This is a genomic window from Myxococcus sp. AB025B (genome assembly GCF_006518215.1).
GTDB classification, from domain to species: domain Bacteria; phylum Myxococcota; class Myxococcia; order Myxococcales; family Myxococcaceae; genus Myxococcus; species Myxococcus fulvus.
The window spans coordinates 36,719-56,754 of record NZ_SRLW01000019.1; the positions used below are offsets into that span (position 1 = coordinate 36,719).

Here is a 20,036-nt window from a genome sequence, read left to right on the forward strand (position 1 = left end):
CGGTACTAGGGGGTCTTCGCGATGAGCTTCTGGACGGCGTCGAGTTCCGCCTCCACCGACTGACGCTGGGTGGAGAGCTGCTGCAACTGGAGCTCGAACGCCTTGTCCACCTGCTGGATGTTCGCGATGCGCGACTCCAGCGTCCGTCCCTCGCGCGAGCCAGGTGGGTGCTTCGCCGCCAGGTTGGACAAAACGCCAATCAGGTGGCTGAGCTGGTTGCGCGACTGGAGGATGTGCTGGGCCTGGAGCTCCAGCTCGGACTTCTTCGTGGTGAGGACCGACAGTCGCGCCTGCGAGGCCGCGAAGCCGGTGCGGGGCACGCTGGCCGTGGGCTGGAACGCGTCCTTGGGAGACGCGCTGGCCCTCGCCGGTGTCGGCGCCAGGGGCTTCGGGTCAGGCGGACGTGCGGGGACGGACGCCTTGGGCGGAATGTCCGGCAGCCCTCGGGCCCCGGGCTTCTTCGGAAACTTGATCATGGTCGGCTGGGGGATGACGGCGCGACGCTGGTCCTACGCTTCGAATCTTCACATCACGACATTTCCCGGCAACGCCCGCACACCACGAATGCCCACCACGCGACACCCTCGCCGCCCTTCGGAACGAGGATGAGGCCGACGCGTCCGTGGATCAACTTGTGGTCGCGAGGAACCGATCCAGGACGCCATTCACCCACACAGGCGCATCGAGCTGGAGCCAGTGTCCGGTGACGGGTTCCACCTTCAGGCACGGCAGCTCGGACACCACGTGCTGGTACGCATCCGGCCCCTGGTTGTGCGCCGTCACCACGGACAGCTTGGGCCCGGGGTAGGCCCGCAGCGCCGTCACCGGGTCGAACGTCAGCAGCGCGCCCAGTCCGGAGCGCACCGCGCGCCGCGGGGTCGCGCGCAGGCCCGCGAGCACCTGCGCCCGGACCTCCTCACTGGACGGCGCGAGCATCGGCGCCCAGTACTCCTCCACGACGGACAGCCACGCGTCCGAGCCCAGCACCGCCATCAACCCCTGGGCCTGCTCGGCGGGAATCTGGCGACCGTCGGAGGCGGGGTCCAACAGCAGCAAGCCCGCCACGCGCGAGGGGTTCGCCGCCGCGTACGCCGCGCACACCGCGCCGCCCAGGCTGTGTCCCACGAGCACGAACCGCTCCAGCTTCAACCCATCCACCACCGCGGCCACATCCGAGGCGAAGTCCTCGACGGTGGCATCCGCGGCCTGCGTGAGCTCGGACTGGCCGTGGCCGCGCAGGTCCAACGCGAGCGCGCGACGCGACGTGCGCAGGTGCTCCAGCTGCGCGCGCCAGTGCTTCGTGCTCCCGGCGCTCGAGTGGACGAACACCACCGGAAGCCCACCCACGCCACCATCATCCACGTACAGCTCACCTGCCGTGCCCTTCATGACGACCTCCAGGAATCGAGAGCGCGTCCAGCCGCGCCATGAATCCTTGAGTACGCCCCATCCCTGTCAGAATCTGTCATCAAATGACACGAGTCAGCCGAGTGATGCGTCTGGTGGACTTCCTGCGGGGGCGCGAGGCCACCACCGTGGGGGAGATTGCCTCCGCGCTGGAGGTGAGCGAGCGCACCGTCCACCGGGACCTCGCGACGCTGCGTGAGCAGGGCCTGCCCATCGCCAGCGACACGGGCCCTGGAGGTGGCGTGCGCCTGGAAAGGGACAGGGGCGTCACCGCCGTCCACCTGTCCGTGGAGGAGGTCGTCTCGCTGTGGCTGATGGCGAGCCTGTCCTCGACGGGGAGCGCGCTGCCGTGGGGGGACGCGGCGCGCTCGGGGCTCGACAAGCTCTTCGCCAGCGTGCCGAAGGAGCGCGCACGCGGCATGCGAGAGCTCTGCCGGCGCGTGGTGGTGGGGAAGCCCGCGACGGAGCGGGTGCTGGCGGAGCTGGGGACTCCGCCCCGGGAGCTGCTCGCCGTGTTCGAGCAGGCCTTCCGTGAGCAGGTGTGCCTGTCCTTCGACTACGTGGACCGGCATGGGAAGAAGAGCCGCCGGTGCGTCGAGCCGCACGGGCTGCTCGTCGAGGCGCCCGTCTGGTACGTGCTCGCGCGCGACGTGGAGAAGTCCGCGGCGCGGATGTTCCGGATGGACCGCATCCAGCGGCCCCGCCGCGTGCCCGGGCGCCACTTCACGCCAGACATGGAGGGGCTGCAGGCCCAGGCCCTCGCCCAGAAAGGCAAGGGCCCGAAGCAGTGACGCTCAGCCCTGCGTGGGCGTCGCGCGCGGACGACGCGGCTTCTTGGTGCTGGTGATCTCCAGCGACAGGTCCATGGCCCGCGCCGAGTGCGTCAGCGCGCCCATGGAGACGAAGTCCACGCCCATCTTCGCCAGCCGGGGCAGCCGGTCCAGCGTGACGCCGCCGGAGACCTCGAGAGGCACGCGGCCCCCCGCGAGCTTCACGGCCTCGCGAATCTGCGCGTCGTCCATGTTGTCGAGCATCACCACGTCCGCCCCACCCTCCAGGGCCTCCGCGAGCTGCTTGAGGTTGGTGACCTCGATTTCAATCTTGCACAGGCGCGGGCCATTGGCCTTGGCGCGCTTGAGCGCCTCGGAGATGGAGCCGCCCACCGCCGCGATGTGGTTGTCCTTGATGAGGACGCCATCGAAGAGGCCGAAGCGGTGGTTGGTGGCGCCGCCCATGCGGACGGCGTCCTTGGCCAGCACGCGCATGCCCGGCGGCGTCTTGCGCGTGTCCAGCACCTGCATCTTCGAGCCACGCACCGACGTCATCGCCTGCTGAGCCAGGGTGGCGATGCCGGCGGCGCGCTGCACGAGGTTGAGCGCGGTGCGCTCGGCGGCGAGCAGGGAGCGCAGCCGCCCGTGACATCGGGCGGCCACGACCTTGGGTTTGATCTCCTGGCCGTCCTGGCGGACCAGCTCCACCTCGACGTCCGGGTCGACCTTGTGGAAGACGCGCGTGAAGGCCTCCAGCCCCGCGAGGACCAACTGCTCCTTGGCGACCAGCTCAGCGCTTCCCTCCGCGTCGGGAGGGATGAGCGCTTGCGAGGTGACGTCTCCCGCCGCCCCCAGGTCTTCGTCGAGGGCGAGGTCGATGAGCCGATCCAGGTAATCCTGCTGCACGTCTCCTCCTGCTACCGCCGGGCCTTCGCCCGTGCCGAGGGCTTCGCCCGGGTGACCTTCTTGGCCGCCGCCTTCCGGGCGGAAGCCTTCTTCGCGGTGGCCTTGCCACCCGTCTTCTTGCCCGCCGACTTCGCGGGGGCCTTCTTCGCCGCTGCGCCCTTCTTCGCGGCCTTTCCCGCGGACTTCTTCAAGACGCCCTTCTTCGCGGCGGCCTTGCCCGTGGCCTTCTTCGCCGTGGCGCCTTTCTTCGCGGCGGCCTTGCCCGCGGACTTCGCGCCAGCCTTCTTGGCCGGAGCCTTGCCCGCCGACTTCGCGCCGGCCTTCTTCGCAGCGGCCTTGCCCGTGGACTTCGCGCCGGCCTTCTTCGCAGCGGCCTTGCCCGTGGACTTCGCGCCGGCCTTCTTCGCAGCGGCCTTGCCCGTGGACTTCGCGCCAGCCTTCTTGGCCGGTGCCTTGCCCGCCGACTTCGCGCCGGCCTTCTTCGCCGGAGCCGAGTCCGCGGGCTTCGCGGGAGCCTTCTTCGTCGGGGCCTTCACCTCGAACTCCGCGCCCGGAGGCGCCACGTCCGCGCCGGCCTTCTTCGCGGTCACCCCACCCGGAGGCGTGGGCTTGGGCGCGGCGGGCTTCTTCGCCGGAGCCGCCTTGGCGACAGGGGCCGGAGCCTCAGTCGGGGGCGGGAACGTCGTCGCGCTGGGGGCCCCGTCGTCGGCCTGCGCCTTGGCCTTCTTGGGCTTCTTCTCGGCCTTGGGAGCATCGGCGGGAGCCTCGCGGCCATCGCCGCCCTCCTTCGCCTTGCCGAACTCGCGCATCGCGTCGTCCACGAGCCCCATGCTCATGTACGCGACGCCCAGGTCGTGGTGGTCGGAGGGAGACAGCCCCTCCTTCGTCCCCTCGCGCAGCTTCGCGAGCGCGTCCTGGACCTGGGGGTCCGTCTGGGGCCCCTGGCCCTCGTCCCCTCCCATCTCACCCTTCAGCTCCTGGCCCAGGTCGACGCCGCCCGTCTCTTCCTTCGACGGGGCGACCTTCACCTGGGCCGGCTCGGAGGGGGAGGCACTCTCCTCGTCAGGACGCGTGGTGCTCTCGGACGGCAGGTTCTCGGGCATGGAGGGCTCCGGGGCAATCCGCTGCAGGTGATCTTCGAGCTTGGCCTTGCGCTCCTTCAACTCCTCCACGCGGGCGCGGTCCTTCTCCACCACGTCCGGAGGCGCCTTGGCCACGAAGTTGGGGTTGTCGAGCTTGCGCAGGACGCTGGCCGCTTCCTGCTCGGCGCGGGCGATCTCCTTGCGCAGCCGGTCCCGCTCCGCGTCCAGGTCGATGAGCCCGGCCAGCGGAACGTAGATCTCCAGGTTCGTCGCCACGAAGGCCGCGGCCTGGGGAGGCTTGGCGCCCGGCGGGCCCACCTGGACGTCGGACAGGCCGGCCAGGGGCAGCAGGTAGCCCCGCCACCGCTCGAGCAGCTCGCGCGTGCGCGCATCCGGGCTCTGCACCACGGCCTTCAGCTTGGTGGCCGGCGACAGGTTGCTCTCACCGCGGATGGTGCGCAGGCCCTCGATGGCCGCGATGACCGGCGCCATCTCCGACTCGGCCGCCTCGTCCACCAGCGCCGCGTCCGGCTCCGGGTAGGAGGCGATCATGATGCTCTCCGTCGGCCGGGACATCGGCAGCTTCTGCCAGATCTCCTCGGTGATGAAGGGCATGAACGGGTGCATCAGCCGCAGCACGCGGTCCAACGCATACACCAGCACCGCGCGCGTGGTGTCCTTCGCCGTCGCATCATCGCCGTACAGCGACGGCTTCGACAGCTCGATGTACCAGTCGCACAGCTCCGCCCAGAGGAACTGGTAGAGCGTGGAGGCGGCCTCCGCGAAGCCGTAGACCTCCAGCGACGCGCGGGCCTCCGTCGTCGCCCGCTGCAGGCGCGAGAGGATCCACCGGTCCGCCAGCGTCAGCGGCAGCTCCTTCGGCGAGCGGCCGTCGTACTGGTACCCGCCGCCCATGTTCATCAGGGCGAAGCGGCTGGCGTTCCACAGCTTGTTGCAGAACGCCTTGTAGCCGGCGAGCCGGTCCATCGACAGCTTGATGTCGCGGCCCTGCTGGGTGAGCGAGGCGAGCGTGAAGCGCAGCGCGTCCGCGCCGAACGCGGGCATGCCCTGCGGGAACTTGTTCTTCAGCGTCGCGTTGAGCTGCTCGGGCTTCGCGCCGAGGATGACGTCCAGGGGATCGATGACGTTCCCCTTCACCTTGGACATCTTCTCGCCCTTCTCGTCGCGCACCATCGCGTGCAGGTACACGGTGCGGAAGGGCACATCGCCCATGAAGTGCAGGCCCATCATCATCATCCGGGCGACCCAGAAGAAGATGATGTCGTGGCCCGTCTCCATGACGGACGTTGGGTAGAAGGTCTTCAGCTCCGCGGTGTCCTTCGGCCAGCCCAGCGTGGAGAAGGGCCAGAGCGCGGACGAGAACCAGGTGTCCAGCACGTCGGAGTCCTGGATGAAGCTCTTGCCGCCGCACTTGGGACACGACTCCGGCGTCCCGCGCGAGACGATGGGCTCCGCGCGAGCGAAGTCCACGCCGCCCACCTTCACCGTCGGGGCATCCAACGGAAGGTCGGTGTCGTCACCCTGACGAGGGCTGCACGACGTGCAGTAGTACGCGGGAATCTGGTGCCCCCACCACAGCTGGCGGCTGACGCACCAGTCGTGGATGTTGCGCATCCAGTGGAAGTACGTGTTCGTCCACGACTCGGGGACGAATTTCGTGCGGCCCTGCTCCACCGCCTCGATGGCCGGACGCGCCAGGGGTTCGATCTTGATGAACCACTGCGGCGACAGGCGCGGCTCCACGACGGAGACGCAGCGCTGGCAGGTGCCGACGTTCAGCTTGTGCGGCTCCTCCTTCTCCAGGAGCCCCTGCTCCTGCAGGTCCGCCAGCACCGCCTTGCGCGCCTCGAAGCGATCCATGCCGGCGTACTTGCCGGTGTCCTTCGTCATCCGGGCCGCTTCATCCAGGATGGTGAGCATCGGCAGTTTGTGCCGCAGGCCCGTCTGGTAGTCGTTGAAGTCGTGCGCGGGCGTGACCTTCACCACGCCGGTGCCGAACTTCGGGTCCACCAGCTCCGCGTCCGCGATGATGGGAATCTCGCGGCCCGTCAGCGGCAGCACCACCTGCTGGCCGGCGAGCCCCAGGTAGCGCTCGTCCTCGGGGTGGATGGCGACGGCGGTGTCGCCCAGCATCGTCTCCGGGCGCGTCGTCGCCACGGTGAGCGTGCGCTCGCTGTCCTTGATGGGATAGCGGATGTGCCAGATGGAGCCGTTCTTCTCCTCGTGCTCAACCTCCAGGTCGCTCAGCGCCGTGCGGCACGAGGGACACCAGTTGATGAGCTTCTGGGCCCGGTACATCAGGCCCTCTTCGTACAGCCGGACGAAGACCTCGCGCACCGCGGCCGACGACTGGTCGTCCATGGTGAAGCGCTCGCGGCTCCAGTCCAGCGACGCGCCCAGGAAGCGGTGCTGCTCGCCGATGCGGGCGCCGTACTTGCCCTTCCACGTCCAGACGCGCTCCAGGAACTGCTCGCGGCCCAGGTCGTGGCGGCTCTTGCCCTCGGTCTTCTTGAGCTCCTTCTCCACCACCATCTGCGTGGCGATGCCGGCGTGGTCCGTGCCCGGCAGCCAGAGCGCGTTGAAGCCGCTCATCCGCTTCCAGCGCGTGAGGATGTCCTGGATGGTCGCGGTAAGCGCGTGGCCGATGTGCAGGCTGCCCGTGACGTTGGGCGGCGGCAGGACGATGGAGAAGGCGGGCTTGTCGGAGGTCGCCGCGGCGCGGAAGTAGTCGCGCTCGAGCCAGAAGGCATAGAGGCGAGCCTCGACCTCGGTGGGCTCGTAGGCCTTGGACAGTTCGGTCGTGTCGGTCATTGAAGACGGCCAGCCCCCCTGAGGGGGGCCGGCAAAGGTCAAGGGGTTACGGCGCGGGGCGCCTCAGTGCTGGGTCTCTCGGTCCTTGATGAGCCGCTCGAGCTCCTCACGGATGATGGTCTCCGCCAGCTGCGGTACGACCTCCCAGGCAATCTTCTCGATGACCTCGCGCGACGCCTTGGACAGCGCCTCGCGAAGCAGGGCCTCGCCCCCATCCGACGATGTGGGACGCGCCGTGGCGGCCGGACGGGCCACCGGAGCGGGCGCCGTCGGCGGGCCACCGATGTCGAGGGAGATCTCCTCGGCGCCGCTGGTGTCCGGCAGCGAGTCCTCGATGCTGATGGCCGGCTGGGCGGCCACCGGCGCCGCCGGAGCCCCCAGGCCGAACGGATCCCGGTTGCGAGCCGCCGGCTGCGTCGCCCCACCCCCCGCGATGGGAGGCAGCGGCGTGGCACCCGGCGGACGGGGCAGCCCACCCGGCATGCCCGGCCCGGGCGCGCCCGGACGACCGGCCATGCCCGGAGCACCAGGACCCGGAGGCATCCCCGGACGCGGCGGCATGCCCGGCGCGGGAGCCCCCGGCGGAGGCGGGACACCCGGACGCCCCACGGCGCCCGGCGGCATGCCCGGACCCGGAGGGCGCGGAGCGCCAGGGCCCGGCGGCATCCCGGGGCCAGGAGGACGCGCCATGCCCGGACCCGGCGGCATGCCCGGACCCGGAGGACGCGGAGCGCCAGGCCCCGGCGGCATCCCGGGGCCAGGAGGACGCGCCATGCCGGGCGGCATGCCCGGACCCGGAGGACGCGGAGCGCCAGGGCCCGGCGGCATCCCGGGGCCAGGAGGACGCACGCCCGGCGCCGGCGGCACGCCCGGACGGGCGGCCACGGGCGGCGCGGCGGCGGGGGCCGGCTGCGGCGCGACGGGCGTGGCGGAGGGACGAATCACCTGCGTGGCGACGGAGGCCGGCAGGGTGTTGGACTTCTGGCCGACCAGCGCCTTCACCTTGTCGAGCAGCACCTGGCTCTCGAAGGGCTTGGTGATGTGGTCATCGGCGCGGGCCGCGCGAGCGCGGTTCTCGTCGAAGGCCTCGAAGGTGCCCGCCAGCAGCATCACCGGGATGCCCTGCGTGGCCGGGTCGTTCTTCAGCGCCTCGCAGACCTCGTAGCCGCTCTTGCCCGGCATCATCACGTCGGCCAGGACGACGTCCGGACGCAGCTCGCGGCTGCGCGAGATGGCGTCCAGCCCGTTGTCGACCGCGGTCACCTGAAAGTCCTCGGTCGCGAAGATCATGCCGATCACCTTGCGGATGGTGAGCGAGTCATCGGCGACCAGCAGATTCTTGGGCATCGGTATCGGGCCTCGGGGGCGTCGGACCCCCTGAATTCGTTGAGGAATCCGGCCGTGAAAACCTGCTTCACGGCACGGTATCAAGCCTGGCAGCTTACGGTTCGCGCTCCGGGACGATCAAGAAAACATGCGCTGCAGGTCGAGGAACAGCACCGGCTCCGCCAACCCGGGCACCCGGAAGGTCCCCGCCGTCTCGTCCGGCTCGAAGCGCTGCAGCACTCCGAGCACCCGCGTGGCCGTCAGCCCCACGTGACGTCCCGCCAGCTCCGCCAGGAGGAAGAACGGCTCCGGCGCGGGGGGCGTCCCGAGCAGTGCCGGAACCGAACAGATGGGCCACAGGACCTGGGCATGCGGGAAGATACCGGCGACCGGCCCGCTCTGCACGGGCAGGACGCTGAAAGCCTCGCCCCGCTCCACCACCTGGGACACGAAGGCCAGGGGGACGCCGAACAGCCGCCCCTGTGACTCGAAGACCAGCGCCCGCTCGGGCACGGACTCGGCCCAGTGAACGGGGCGCGGGGGAGCAGGCGTCGCGCGGGGGCCTACCCGGTGCGGCAGCGCCTCCGCGATGAGCTCCAGGTACAGCCGGTCCTTGTGCAGCACCGCCCCCCGGCTCAACGGCGCCAGCGAGTCCGCCAGCCCCGGCGGCAACAGGAAGAACGGCGCGCGCGCCACGTCCGCCACCTCCACCACGGAGCGCACTCGCACCGCGAGCGTGGGGCTCACATCCAGTACCACCACCATGCCCGCGTCCGGCTCCGGCGCGCCGCCGAGCAGCGCCGCCAGGTCCTTCACTTCCAGCACGCCTCGCAGGTTGCTGCCATTGCCACCGGGCATCGCCACTTCCATGACGGAGGTGGCTTCCACGGCATAGCGGGTCTCCCCGGCTTCAACGAGCAAGCAGAGACGGCGACCGCTTTCGAAGGGCGACACGGGGCGCGACCCTAGCAGCGTTCCATGGGGGGTGCTAAGCCATGCGGGAGATGGCGCGCATTCTCCTCGTCGACGACGAAAAGATCGCCCGCACCCTCTACGGCGACTACCTCACGGCCGTGGGCCACACCGTCACGGCGGTGGCCACGTTCCTGGAGGCCCGACAGGCGCTCGCCGCGGACCGGTTCGACGCGGTGGTGACGGACCTCATCCTCCCCGGTGGCGACGGCATGGAGGTCCTCCGGCACGTGCGGGAGCGACATCCGGGCGTGGAGGTGGTGGTCATCACCGGCCTGGACAAGGTGGACCCCGCCGTGCGCGCCATCAAGAGCGGCGCGGCGGAGTACCTGGTCAAGCCCGTCGCGCCCGAAGCCCTCCAGCACGCGGTGCGCCGCGCGCTCACCACGCGCGAGCTGATGCAGGAGAACGCCTCGCTACGCCGGCATGTCGCGCTGCTCGAGGCCGGTCAGCGCCTGGCCACCACGCTGGACCGCGAGAAGCTCGCCGTCGCCACCACCAGCGCGCTGGAGACCATGGCGCACGCCAACGGCATCGTCCTCTTGGAGCGCGACGCCAACCTGGGCCTGCGCGCCCAAGGCACGCGGGGGCTCCCCGAGGGCACCGAGGAGGCGCTGGTGGCGTGGCTGCGCGAGCAGCTCCTCCACGGCAAGGCGCCCAGCGACTCGGAGATGCTGGATGTCCCCTTCCAGCGCGTGAGCTCCTTCCCGGCCATCGAGTCGAACACGGTGCTGGGGCACGCGGTGCTCTTCTACTCGGACGCGCGCGCCACGGACGGCGGCGCCGAGGCCGCCAGCTACCTGGTGCGCAACTGGGCGCTGGCCCTGCGCAACCTGGACCGCTTCGCGGCGGTGGAGGACCTGGCGTACGTCGACGACCTGACGCGCCTGTTCAACACGCGCTACCTGCACCTGGTGCTGGACCGCGAGGTCCAGGCCTCCCTCCAGACGCAGCGCCCCTTCAGCCTGCTGTTCCTGGACCTGGACCACTTCAAGTCCATCAACGACAACCACGGCCACCTGGTCGGCTCCAAGCTCCTGGTGGAGACCGCGCGCGTGGTGAAGGGCTGCGTCAGAGACCACGACGTGGTGGCGCGCTACGGCGGCGACGAGTACGTGGTGCTCCTGCGCAACACCGACTCGGGCGGCGCGCTCAAGGTGGCCGAGCGCATCCGGCGCACCATGGAGACGCACCAGTTCCTCGCGCGCGAGGGGCTGTCGCTCAAGCTGTCCACGTGTATCGGTGTCGCCAGCTTCCCGGAGCACGCACGGGACAAGGCCACGCTGCTGGATTTGTCGGACCGGGCGATGTACCGCGGCAAGCGCGGCACCCGGAACGTGGTCTACATGGCCGCGCAGGACCTGGAGGCCCCCCCGGCCGAGCGGCGCCAGGGGAGCAGCGGCACCTGAGCGGCACCAGAGCTTCAGGGCCGCATGTTCCCCACGGTGAGGCGCTTGACGATGCTGGGCTCGGGGGCCTCGGCGCCGCCCTTGCCTTCCTTGCCCACCGCCTCCACGGACTCATGCGGGGCACCGGAGATGATGAGCTTGAACTTCTCCACGGCCTCCTGGGCGTGCTGGGCCTGCTCCGGATCCAACCGGGCGATGAGCTGCCAGAAGAGGGCGGCGTGCTCGCGCTCCTCGTCCATGACGTGACGGAGGACGGCCTTGGCCTCCTCGTTGTCGGTGGCGTCGATGTGGGCGGCGTAGAGGTTGATGGCGTCCAGCTCCGCCTCGATGTTGAGCCGGATGGAGCGCGCCAGCTCGGAGTCGGTCATCTTCCGGGGCACGAGCGAATGGAACGGGTCGGTCTGCGGCATTGAGGCCCTCCGAGGCCTGGCGGCGGCGTCCAGTCCAGGGGAGGCTGGGGCCGCGAGGCGAACGCTCGGAGCATCCGCGTCCCCGGGGAGTCGGTCAACGGAATCCCTCCTGGTGCGTTGCGTGGAGCCGCCCGCCTCCGTCATGCTCCTCACATGGAGATACCCGCGCCGCTCGCCCAACTGCTCCAGGCCCTGGATGCGGGGGACCTGCCAGCCGCGCGCGCGGCCGCGGCGGCCTTCCAGCGCTCGGGACTCCACTCCACCCAGCTCGCCGCCGAGGTGCTGCACGAGCTGCGGCAGCCGCTGCTCGGCGTGAAGGCGTATGCCCAGCTGCTCGCCGAGGACCGTGGTCCCACGGGCCCCTTGCGGCTGCTCATGTCGCAGGTGGAGCGGATGGAGCAGATCGTCTCCGACTACATCCGCCTGGCGAGCGAGCGGCCCGCGCCGCAGCAGCGCCTGTCGCTGGCCGCGCCCATCTGGGCCGCCGCGAGGCTCTTCAGCGTCAACCCGGACTCGGCGCGAATCTCGCTGGAGGTCGAGGCGCCCGAGGACATCTTCGCGCAGGGCAACGCGCGGCTCATCGAGCAGCTCACGCTGAACCTGCTCAACAACGCGCGCGACGCAATGTCGGGGCGCGGGCGGGTGAAGGTGGTGCTCACGCGCGAGGGCTCGGCGCCGGTGCTGTACGTGGCGGACTGGGGTCCGGGCATCCCCGACGAGCTCAAGGAGCGCATCTTCGAGCCGTACGTCACCGCCAGCAAGCGGGGCACGGGGCTGGGGTTGTCGGTGTGTCGGCGCATCGCGCAGGAGCACCACGCGCGCATCGACCTGGCGCCGCAGGGCGCGATTCGGGACGTGCCGCCGCCAGCGACGGTGTTCCGGGTGCTCTTCCCCGCCACCGAGGCCGCGCCCGGGCGGCGAAAGCGACTGCTGGTGGTGGATGACGAGACCATCATCCGCATGGTGTTCCGCGACCTGATGAGCAAGGAGTGCGAGGTCATCGAGGCCGCGAGCGGAGAGGAGGCGCTGGACCTGCTGCGCGAGGCGCCGGTGGACCTCATCGTCACGGACAAGAACCTGCCGGGCCTGTCGGGGCTGGAGCTGGCGCAGCAGGCGCGGCGGCTGTCCGCGACGTCGCGGGTGATTTTGATGACGGGCTATCCGTCGCTGGTGACGACGCAGCAGGCGCTGGAGCTGGGCGTGGTGGACTACCTGCTCAAGCCCTTCGACGACATCCGCGAGGTGCGCAACCTGCTGCGCGCGACGCTCGCGGCGCCCCCGGCCCAGCCTGGGACCGCGACGCAGGTGAAGCGGGTGGACGTGCTCGAGGACAACCCCACCACGGCGGCGCAGATCGCCGAGGCGCTGGAGCTGGTGGGGCTGGAGGCACGCATCCTCCCGACGTCGGAGCTCATCGCGTTGGAGCAGCCCGCGGGCGTGGTGGTGAGCTGGGACTTCTCGCCGGCGTATGGGCGCAAGGCGCTGGAGCTGGGCAAGGCGCTGGCGCAGGGCGCGCCCTTCGTGGTGCTCGCCGAGCACCTGACGATGGAGACGGCGCTGGAGTCGCTGCGCGCGGGAGCCGCGGCGTGCCTGCCGAAGCTGTTGTCCGACACCACGGCGCTCAGCCGTGAGCTGAGCCGCGCGTTCAAGAAAGGCGTCCCATGAGACTCGCGCTCCTGTCCGTCCTGTTGCTGGGTGTGGCGTGTTCCTCGGACAAGCCCCCGGTGCAGGGCGAACCGGACGCGAGCGGGCCCGTGGACTCGGGCTCGGATGCGGGAAGCGATGCGGGTTCCGACGACGATGGTGGAACGGGCGCCGATGACGGCGGCTCGACGGGAGACGGCGGCACCGGCTCGCCGGATGCGGGCTCTGGCGAGGAGGACGCGGGGAGCTGCGAGCCCCCTGCCTCGGTGCGCGAATCCCTGCTCGTTCCCGGGCTGAACAATCCGCGCAGGCTCGCGGTGGACGCGACTGACATCTACATCTCCGAGTCTCACTCGCTGCGCCCGAGCCAGACAGAGGGCAACGGGCAGATTCTCCGGGTCCCCAGGTCGGGAGGCGATGTGGCGACGGTGGCGAAGGGCTTCATTGCCCCCAACGCCATCGCCGTGAACGCGCAGTTCCTCTTCGTGTTGGACCAGACGGGACTGTGGCGCGTGGACAAGGCCACGGGCGCGCGCGGCACGGTGCCCATCGAGGCCTCGGTGCCGGATGTCATCTCCAGCGGGACGGACGTCCTCCTCGGACGGTTGGCCGGGCGTGACTACGTCGTGGTGGCGACGGGAGCACGGCGGCTCGTGCGGGTGGACGCGACGGGGAGCGCCTCCTCGTCACTGGTGCTCTACGAGGGCCCCGCCGGCACCCAGGTCCGTGGTGCGCGCATCGACGGCACGGACGTGTGGTTCCTCGTGACGGGGAACACGGAGCCGGGTCTCTACCGCGTCCCGTTGGACCTGGAGACTCCAGCAGAGCGCGTGAATGCGAGCATCTCCTCGGGCACTTCGCTGGAGCTGACGCCCTCGCGCTTCCTCATCACCGAGGGAGGCGGCGGCACGGGCCGTGTCCTCGCGCTGCCGAGAGCCGGTGGTGAGGCACGCGTGCTCGCGGACGGGCTGCAGGGTCCCCTCTTCCCCGTCGAACTGCACGGAGCGGTGTACTTCAAGGAGTCCGTGGCCGGTGACGCGGGCTTCCTGCGCCGGGTGCGCGGATGCCCGGCGAACACCACGGATTCCGTGGGCCCCGTGGGCACGGGCCCCGGTGGACTCATCGTGGACGGAGACACGCTGCTCTTCACCTCACAGGAGAGCGGCACCGGGGGCGCGGTCGGCCGGGTGCCCTGACACGTCCAGGCCTCGCGTCGCTCCCAGCCGCCGCCGAGGCCCGGCGGACCACGAGCCCTGACGCGCGTCGGCCCCGCCCTCATCGTGAGCCCGTGGGCACCTGGACGCACGTCCCCTGCCCCACCCAAAGACAACGGCCCCGGTGCCTCACACGAGGCAACCGGGGCCGAGGCCGGCTCACCCACCGCCCCCCCGAGCGTGGAGCCCGGGGCGCGGAGCGTGGCTCAGTACTCCATGTCGTCGCCGCCGTAGTCCGGCATGCCGCCGCCAGCGCCGCCGCCCTTGGACTTGCCCTTCGGACGCTCGGCCACCATGGCCTCGGTGGTCAAGAGCAGCGAGGCGACGGAGGCGGCGTTCTGCAGCGCGGTGCGCTCCACCTTCGTCGGGTCGATGACGCCGGCCTTCTCCAGGTCCTCGTAGGTGTCCGTGCGGGCGTTGTAGCCGAACGCGCCCTTGCCCTCGCGCACCTTGTTGATGACCACGGCGCCCTCGACGCCCGCGTTGCTGGCGATCTTCCGCAGCGGCTCCTGGAGCGCGCGGCGGATGATCTCCACGCCGAAGTTCTGCTCACCGCCCGGCTTGAGCGCCTCCAGCGCCGCCAGCGTGCGCAGGTACGCCACGCCGCCGCCCGGGACGATGCCCTCCTCGACGGCCGCGCGGGTCGCGTGCAGCGCGTCCTCGACGCGGGCCTTCTTCTCCTTCATCTCCACTTCGGTCGCCGCGCCGACGTTGATGACGGCCACGCCGCCCACCAGCTTCGCCAGGCGCTCCTGGAGCTTCTCGCGGTCGTAGTCGCTCGTCACGGCCTCGATCTGCCCGCGGATGAGCTTGATGCGACCCTCGATCTCCTCCTTCTTGCCGTTGCCGTCGACGATGGTGGTGTTGTCCTTGTCCACCGTGATGCGCTTGGCGCGGCCCAGCTCGGCGAGCGTCAGCTTCTCGTACGTGTGACCCAGCTCCTCGCTCACCACCATGCCGCCCGTCAGCGTGGCGATGTCCTTGAGCATCTCCTTGCGACGGTCACCGAAGCCCGGCGCCTTCACCGCCGCCACGTTCAGCACGCCGCGGATCTTGTTCACCACGAGCGTGGCCAGCGCCTCGCCCTCGATGTCGTCCGCGATGATGAGCAGGGGCTTGCCGGAGCGCGCGACCTGCTCGAGGATGGGAATCATGTCCTGCATCGAGGAGATCTTCTTCTCGCTGATGAGGATGTAGGGGTCGTCGACCACGACCTCCATGCGCTCGCGGTTCGTCACGAAGTACGGCGAGACGTAGCCGCGGTCGAACTGCATGCCCTCCACGACGTCGAGCGTCGTCTCGAGGCCCTTGGCCTCCTCGACGGTGATGACGCCCTCCTTGCCCACCTTCTCCATCGCGTCCGCGATGATGGTGCCGATGGTCTCATCCCCGTTCGCGGAGATGGTGCCCACCTGGGCAATGGCCTTCTTGTCGGACGTGGGCTTGGAGATCTTCTTGAGCTCCTCCACCACCACCTCGACGGCCTTGTCGATGCCGCGCTTGAGGTCCATCGGGCTGTGGCCCGCGGCCACCAGCTTCAGGCCCTCCTCGTAGATGGCGCGCGCGAGCACCGTCGCCGTCGTCGTGCCGTCGCCCGCCTTGTCGGAGGTCTTCGACGCGACCTCCTTCACCATCTGCGCGCCCATGTTCTCGAACTTGTTCTCGAGATCGATCTCCTTGGCGACGGTGACGCCGTCCTTGGTGACCGTGGGCGAGCCGAAGCTCTTCTCGATGACCACGTTGCGGCCCTTGGGACCCAGCGTCACCGCGACCGCATCCGCCAGCGTACGAACGCCGCGCAGGATGGCCTCACGGGCGGACTGGTGGAAGAAAATCTCCTTCGCTGCCATCGCAACCTCCTGAAGTTACTTGGAATTTTTGTGGGTACAACGCAGGCCGTTAGCACTCGGCCCTGGCGAGCGCCAACATAAGGGGCGGGGCAACGATGTCAACCGAGAAGGGCGGACGTGTGGGCGAGCGGACGGCCCGCCACGTCCTTGGGACAGGGGCGGCCGGGACTACTCGGCGAAGCGCACCAGGGTCAAAAGCTGACCCATGTCCAGGGGCTTGTTGAGGGTGAGGGCCACGCCCTTGCGCAGGCCCTTCTCGGTGACGTTGCCGTCGGTGCTGGCCGTCATGAGGAGCACCGGGATGGCCTGGAAGCGGGGGTCGGCCTTGAGCATCTCCGTGAAGGCGATGCCATCCAGGTGGGGCATGATGTAGTCCGTGATGACCATGCCCACCTCGTTGCGCTCCATGATGTCGAGCGCCTGGAGGGCGTCGGACGCCGAGTACACGGTGTACCCATGCATCTCCAGGAAGCGAGAGAGCAAGGTGCACAGCTCGAGATCGTCGTCGACGACAAGGATGTTCACAGGACGGAATGCCGCACCAACAGGGCGCTGAACCGTAACAGCCGCCCCTGTCGTTGACAACGCACAGCGGGCCTTCTTATGAGCCGGGCCATGGAGAAGCGGACCGGGAAGGCATCGGGGTCGGGGGACCCGAGGGTGCGGTTGGAGGCGGTGGCGGACGCCTTCGAGGCGGGCGATTTCGAGGGCGCCCTGGGACAGGTGGAGGGTCTGCTTTCGGACGCGCCGGAGCTGCCGGAGGCCCTGCACTACCGGGCCGCGGCCCTCACGGAGCTGGGGCGCCTGGAGGACGCCGGCCGCGCCTTCGGCCTGGCGCTGAAGGCCGCCCCCGAGGACCTGGAAATCCTGCTGGGCGCCGCGGACTGCCTGGTGTGCCGGGCGGGCGAGGACCGCGAGGCGGTGGAGGAGGGCCTGGAGCTGTGCGCGCGGGGCAAGCGCCTGGCGCAGCGCGAGCAGGACGTGGAGATGCTCTACGAGTTCCTGCTCTTGGAGGGCATGGGGCTCAACCAGATGGGCGAGTGCGAGCAGGCCCTGGTGAGCCTGGACGCGGCGCTCGGGCACATGCCGCGCTCGGTGGACGCGAGGCTGGAGCGGGGCATCGCCCTGTTCGAGCTGTGCCGCTTCGACGACGCGCGCGGAGCCTTCGAGGCGGTGCTCAAGGACATGCCGGACGAGCCGTGGGCGCACCACTACCTGGGGCTGATGGCGGAGCGGCGCGGGGACGAGAAGGAGGCGAAGAAGCGCTTCGCGCGGGCGCAGGCGCTGGTGCCCGAGGAGTTCCCTCCCCCGGTGGCGCTGGGCGAGGCGGAGTTCGACCGCGCGGTGGAGGACGCGGTGAAGGCGCTGCCCCAGCACGCCAAGCAGTACCTGGACAACGTCACCATCGCGGTGGAGGACCTCCCGTCGGATGAGGACCTGTTGGGGCAGGACCCTCCCCTGTCACCGAGCATCCTCGGCGTGTTCCGTGGGACGCCCGTGGGCGAGCGCAGCGTGACGAGCGCGTATGACCACCTCACCGCGTCCATCGTGCTCTACCAGAAGAACCTGGAGCGCTTCGCGAAGACGCGCGAGGAGCTCATCGAGCAGATTGGAATCACCGTGATGCACGAGGTCGGTCACCTCATGGGGTTGGACGAGGACGACCTGTGGCAACGGGGGCTGGACTGACGGTGGCCGAGCGCGGCGCCTTCATGGCGGCGAGCGTCTGGCGGATTCCCTCGGCGTAGGGCGTCTTGGGGACGTCCCCGAGCAGGTGGCGCAGCTCCGAGTCGTCCATGAGCACGGGGGTGGTGAGCAGGTAGTGCATCTCCACCAGCTCGCGCATGAACGGGTCGAACAGGCCGATGAAGCGCAGCATCCCCTTCCCCATCGTGAGGACCTTGGCGGGGCGGCCGAGCTGTCGGTACGTCTCTTCGATCATCTGTCGCTGGGTGGTGACGCCGGCGCCGGCGAGGTTCCAGGAGCGGCCGTAGGCGCGGGGCTCGTCCATGAGCTTGAGGACGATGGGGCCCACGTCGGGGACGAAGATGAACTCGTGGGGCCGGCCGATGGGGCCGATGAGCTGGGCGCGCTTGCCGGCGAGGGCGGCGACGAAGGCGCGGTGGAGGAAGCTGCGCTCGACGTGGGGGCCGTAGAAGTCGGGCAGGCGGAGGATGGTGGCCTGGATGCGGCCGGCGGCGTGCTCGGCGAGGAGGAGGTCCTCCTGTTCCTTGCGCATGCGGCCCTTGAAGGAGTTGGGCTCGCGCGGGTGGTCGTCGCGCACGGGCGTGGTGCGAGGCAGGCCGTAGGGATAGACGGTGCCGATGAGGACCACGTGCTTGACGCCCTCGGCGATGGCGCCGTCGAGCGTCTTTCGCATGACCTGCGGATGCAGGTGGAACTGCCAGTAATTGACGCCCACCATGTAGATGAGGGTGTCCACGCCCCGGGCGGCGTCCCTGACGGAGGCCGGGTCATCCGGGTTCCACGTCACGACTTCGGCGAGCGGGTCCGCGCCGAACTCGGATTCGAGTGAGCCCCTGGAGCGGCCGACCACCCGGTAGGGCCGTCCCTCGGCCTTCAACGCGTTGGCCACGCTCTGGCCGATGACTCCGGACGCTCCGAACAACGCCACCTTGCCTGCCATGTCGGACTCCTTGCGCACGAACAGCGGAGATTTTGTGAACACCGTTCATTGAACACCGTTCATTTAGTGGTGGTCGTTCGGGAGATCAAGTCCTAGGGTGGTGGGTATGGGGATTACGGAGCGGAAGGAGCGCCAGCGGGCGGAGTTGCGGGAGCACATCCTGCGGGTGGCGCGAGAGATGGTGGTGAAGGAGGGGTTCGCGGCGCTGTCGATGCGCAAGCTGGCGGACGCGGTGGAGTACGCGCCGGCGACACTGTACCTGCACTTCGAGAACCGGGAGGCGATTGCCCGGGAGCTGAGCATCCGGGGGTTCGAGGAGTTCCTGGCGAAGTTGGAGCCCGCGGCGGTGGAGCCCGAGCCGCTGGCGAGGCTGAAGGTGATGGCCGCGGCCTATGTGGCGTTCGGCCAGGAGCATCCGGAGACCTACCGGCTCATCTTCATGGAGGACCCCAAGCTGTCGGCGGAGCTGTTCCAGGGCACGCCGGACGGAGCGGGGCCGCGCTCATTTGGCTTGTTGGCGAGCGTGTTCGTGGACCTGCAGGCCGCTGGGAGACTGGCGCCGGAGGCCCAGCCCGCGAGGCTCGCGGAGATGCTGTGGGCGGGGCTGCACGGGATTGTGAGCCTCAAGCTGACGTGCGCCGCGTTCAAGGAGACGACGGCGGAGATGCTGGGGGACACGCTGCTGGAGACGATTGTGCACGGGCTGCCGGGGCCGAAGCCGGCGCGGGGTGCACGGGCGCGTTGACGGGTGCGGGGGTCGCCGGCACTAATCAGAGGCGGTAGGGCCTCCGGACCTGGTGGCCGGCCCGGTCTTCAAAACCGGTGAGGGGCGCTGAGAGGCGTCCCTGGTGAGTTCGATTCTCATGCCCTACCGCCACCTTTTTCCCTCTGATTCTGAGTAGTTGACGTGGTTCGCGGCGAGGCCCGAACCGTTCGGACGGGTACTCGGGCGTTCAGTCGGTTACGTACAAATTGCGTACACACTTCGGGCGGACAGCGTCACCGTGGAGTTGCGTCGGGTTCGTTGAGTCCATTCAACTGTGGGAGAAGGACCCAACGATGCCGAAACCGAAGCCCCCATACCCGCCGGAGTTCCGAGCGCGAATCGTCGAGTTGGCGAAGGCGGGACGGACGACGAGCAGCCTGGCCGAGGAGTTCCACGTCACTGACACGACGGTGCGCAACTGGGTACGCCAGAGCGAACTGGACGAGGGCACGCGACAGGATGGGCTGACGTCGGACGAGAAGCAGGAACTGGCCCGCTTGCGGCGCGAGGTGAAGGTGCTGCGCGAGGAGCGTGACATCCTCTCAAAAGCCGCGGCCTGGTTCGCACAGGAAGGCGTCGGGACGCCCAAGAAGCGTTCCGATTCGTGAGCGAGAACCAGGCCGAGCATGCGGTGTCGACGATGTGTCGGGCACTGGGTGCGTATTCCGGCCATGCCGATCACTGAGTCCGGTCCAAGCCGAACACCCATTCCGGAGCATGCCGAACACCGGATGACGACGCTGGTGGGGGCTACTTCGCCGCCTTCTTCCCGCTGGTCAAACTCTCGGCCTTGCGAATCGA

16 protein-coding genes, 1 tRNA gene and 1 pseudogene are annotated in these 20,036 nt (G+C 69.7%); 8 read left to right on the forward strand and 10 right to left on the reverse strand.

Going from position 1 to position 20,036, the window contains the following annotated elements; all coding sequences use genetic code 11:
- Positions 1 to 5 precede the first annotated feature (5 nt).
- A complete protein-coding gene (locus tag FL311_RS05220; RefSeq protein ID WP_141323839.1) occupies positions 6 to 476 on the reverse strand; it encodes a hypothetical protein in 471 nt (156 codons plus the stop codon).
- Between the two features lie 151 nt (positions 477 to 627).
- Positions 628 to 1,389, reverse strand: coding sequence for an alpha/beta fold hydrolase (locus FL311_RS05225; RefSeq protein WP_141323840.1), 762 nt, complete (start codon positions 1,387 to 1,389; stop codon positions 628 to 630).
- 104 nt (positions 1,390 to 1,493) lie between these two features.
- Between FL311_RS05225 and FL311_RS05230 the strand changes: the two genes are divergently transcribed.
- Positions 1,494 to 2,198 carry a YafY family protein gene (locus FL311_RS05230; protein ID WP_228556681.1) on the forward strand — a complete coding sequence of 235 codons (705 nt, stop codon included), beginning with the start codon at positions 1,494 to 1,496 and terminating at the stop codon, positions 2,196 to 2,198.
- Positions 2,199 to 2,201: 3 nt separating this feature from the next.
- Here the strand turns inward: FL311_RS05230 and nadC are convergent, their stop codons facing one another.
- The 4 genes from nadC to FL311_RS05250 form a co-directional block, all read right to left on the reverse strand.
- Complete coding sequence (nadC, locus tag FL311_RS05235) at positions 2,202 to 3,083, reverse strand: carboxylating nicotinate-nucleotide diphosphorylase (protein WP_174816738.1); 882 nt, start codon at positions 3,081 to 3,083, stop codon at positions 2,202 to 2,204.
- A gap of 11 nt (positions 3,084 to 3,094) precedes the next feature.
- Positions 3,095 to 6,997, reverse strand: coding sequence for a valine--tRNA ligase (locus FL311_RS05240; protein WP_141323842.1), 3,903 nt, complete (start codon positions 6,995 to 6,997; stop codon positions 3,095 to 3,097).
- A 63-nt stretch (positions 6,998 to 7,060) separates the two neighbouring features.
- Positions 7,061 to 8,344: a PleD family two-component system response regulator gene (locus FL311_RS05245; RefSeq protein WP_141323843.1), complete on the reverse strand. Its 1,284-nt coding sequence runs from the start codon at positions 8,342 to 8,344 to the stop codon at positions 7,061 to 7,063.
- A gap of 117 nt (positions 8,345 to 8,461) precedes the next feature.
- Positions 8,462 to 9,277 (reverse strand): chemotaxis protein CheW, encoded by an 816-nt coding sequence (locus tag FL311_RS05250; RefSeq protein WP_141323844.1) that lies wholly within the window; start codon positions 9,275 to 9,277, stop codon positions 8,462 to 8,464.
- 50 nt (positions 9,278 to 9,327) lie between these two features.
- On the opposite strand from FL311_RS05250, the gene FL311_RS05255 reads away from it, so the two are divergent.
- Entirely contained in the window at positions 9,328 to 10,704 is a 1,377-nt protein-coding gene (locus tag FL311_RS05255) for a diguanylate cyclase (protein ID WP_141323845.1), read from the forward strand.
- A 14-nt stretch (positions 10,705 to 10,718) separates the two neighbouring features.
- On the opposite strand, the gene FL311_RS05260 is transcribed toward FL311_RS05255, so the two are convergent.
- Entirely contained in the window at positions 10,719 to 11,114 is a 396-nt protein-coding gene (locus FL311_RS05260; protein WP_046714599.1) for a demethoxyubiquinone hydroxylase family protein, read from the reverse strand.
- 153 nt (positions 11,115 to 11,267) lie between these two features.
- Here FL311_RS05260 and sinK point away from each other — a divergent pair, with 153 nt between their 5' ends.
- Both sinK and sinM read left to right on the forward strand, forming a co-directional pair.
- Positions 11,268 to 12,779 (forward strand): hybrid histidine protein kinase/response regulator SinK, encoded by a 1,512-nt coding sequence (gene sinK, locus FL311_RS05265; RefSeq protein WP_153882667.1) that lies wholly within the window; start codon positions 11,268 to 11,270, stop codon positions 12,777 to 12,779.
- Positions 12,776 to 13,954, forward strand: coding sequence for a signal integration modulator SinM (sinM, locus tag FL311_RS05270; RefSeq protein ID WP_141323847.1), 1,179 nt, complete (start codon positions 12,776 to 12,778; stop codon positions 13,952 to 13,954). Before sinK ends, sinM begins: the two co-directional genes overlap by 4 nt.
- 224 nt (positions 13,955 to 14,178) lie before the next feature.
- Here sinM and groL read toward each other — a convergent pair whose 3' ends face one another.
- Positions 14,179 to 15,822 carry a chaperonin GroEL gene (gene groL, locus FL311_RS05275; RefSeq protein WP_141323848.1) on the reverse strand — a complete coding sequence of 548 codons (1,644 nt, stop codon included), beginning with the start codon at positions 15,820 to 15,822 and terminating at the stop codon, positions 14,179 to 14,181.
- A 168-nt stretch (positions 15,823 to 15,990) separates the two neighbouring features.
- Positions 15,991 to 16,347, reverse strand: a complete 357-nt coding sequence (locus tag FL311_RS05280; protein ID WP_074955215.1) for a response regulator — start codon at positions 16,345 to 16,347, stop codon at positions 15,991 to 15,993.
- 90 nt (positions 16,348 to 16,437) lie between these two features.
- Between FL311_RS05280 and FL311_RS05285 the strand changes: the two genes are divergently transcribed.
- Positions 16,438 to 17,511: a metallopeptidase family protein gene (locus FL311_RS05285; RefSeq protein WP_141323849.1), complete on the forward strand. Its 1,074-nt coding sequence runs from the start codon at positions 16,438 to 16,440 to the stop codon at positions 17,509 to 17,511.
- Here FL311_RS05285 and FL311_RS05290 read toward each other — a convergent pair.
- Positions 17,465 to 18,469 carry an SDR family oxidoreductase gene (locus tag FL311_RS05290; RefSeq protein ID WP_141323850.1) on the reverse strand — a complete coding sequence of 335 codons (1,005 nt, stop codon included), beginning with the start codon at positions 18,467 to 18,469 and terminating at the stop codon, positions 17,465 to 17,467. The two genes, FL311_RS05285 and FL311_RS05290, sit on opposite strands and share 47 nt — an antisense overlap.
- 106 nt (positions 18,470 to 18,575) lie before the next feature.
- Between FL311_RS05290 and FL311_RS05295 the strand changes: the two genes are divergently transcribed.
- From FL311_RS05295 to FL311_RS05305, 3 genes and pseudogenes are all read left to right on the forward strand, one after another.
- Entirely contained in the window at positions 18,576 to 19,214 is a 639-nt protein-coding gene (locus FL311_RS05295; protein WP_141323851.1) for a TetR/AcrR family transcriptional regulator, read from the forward strand.
- A gap of 33 nt (positions 19,215 to 19,247) precedes the next feature.
- Positions 19,248 to 19,346 (forward strand) — tRNA-Sec (locus tag FL311_RS05300).
- Between the two features lie 182 nt (positions 19,347 to 19,528).
- Positions 19,529 to 19,890, forward strand: a pseudogene (locus FL311_RS05305) (transposase); the annotation flags it as partial.
- Positions 19,891 to 20,036 lie beyond the last annotated feature (146 nt).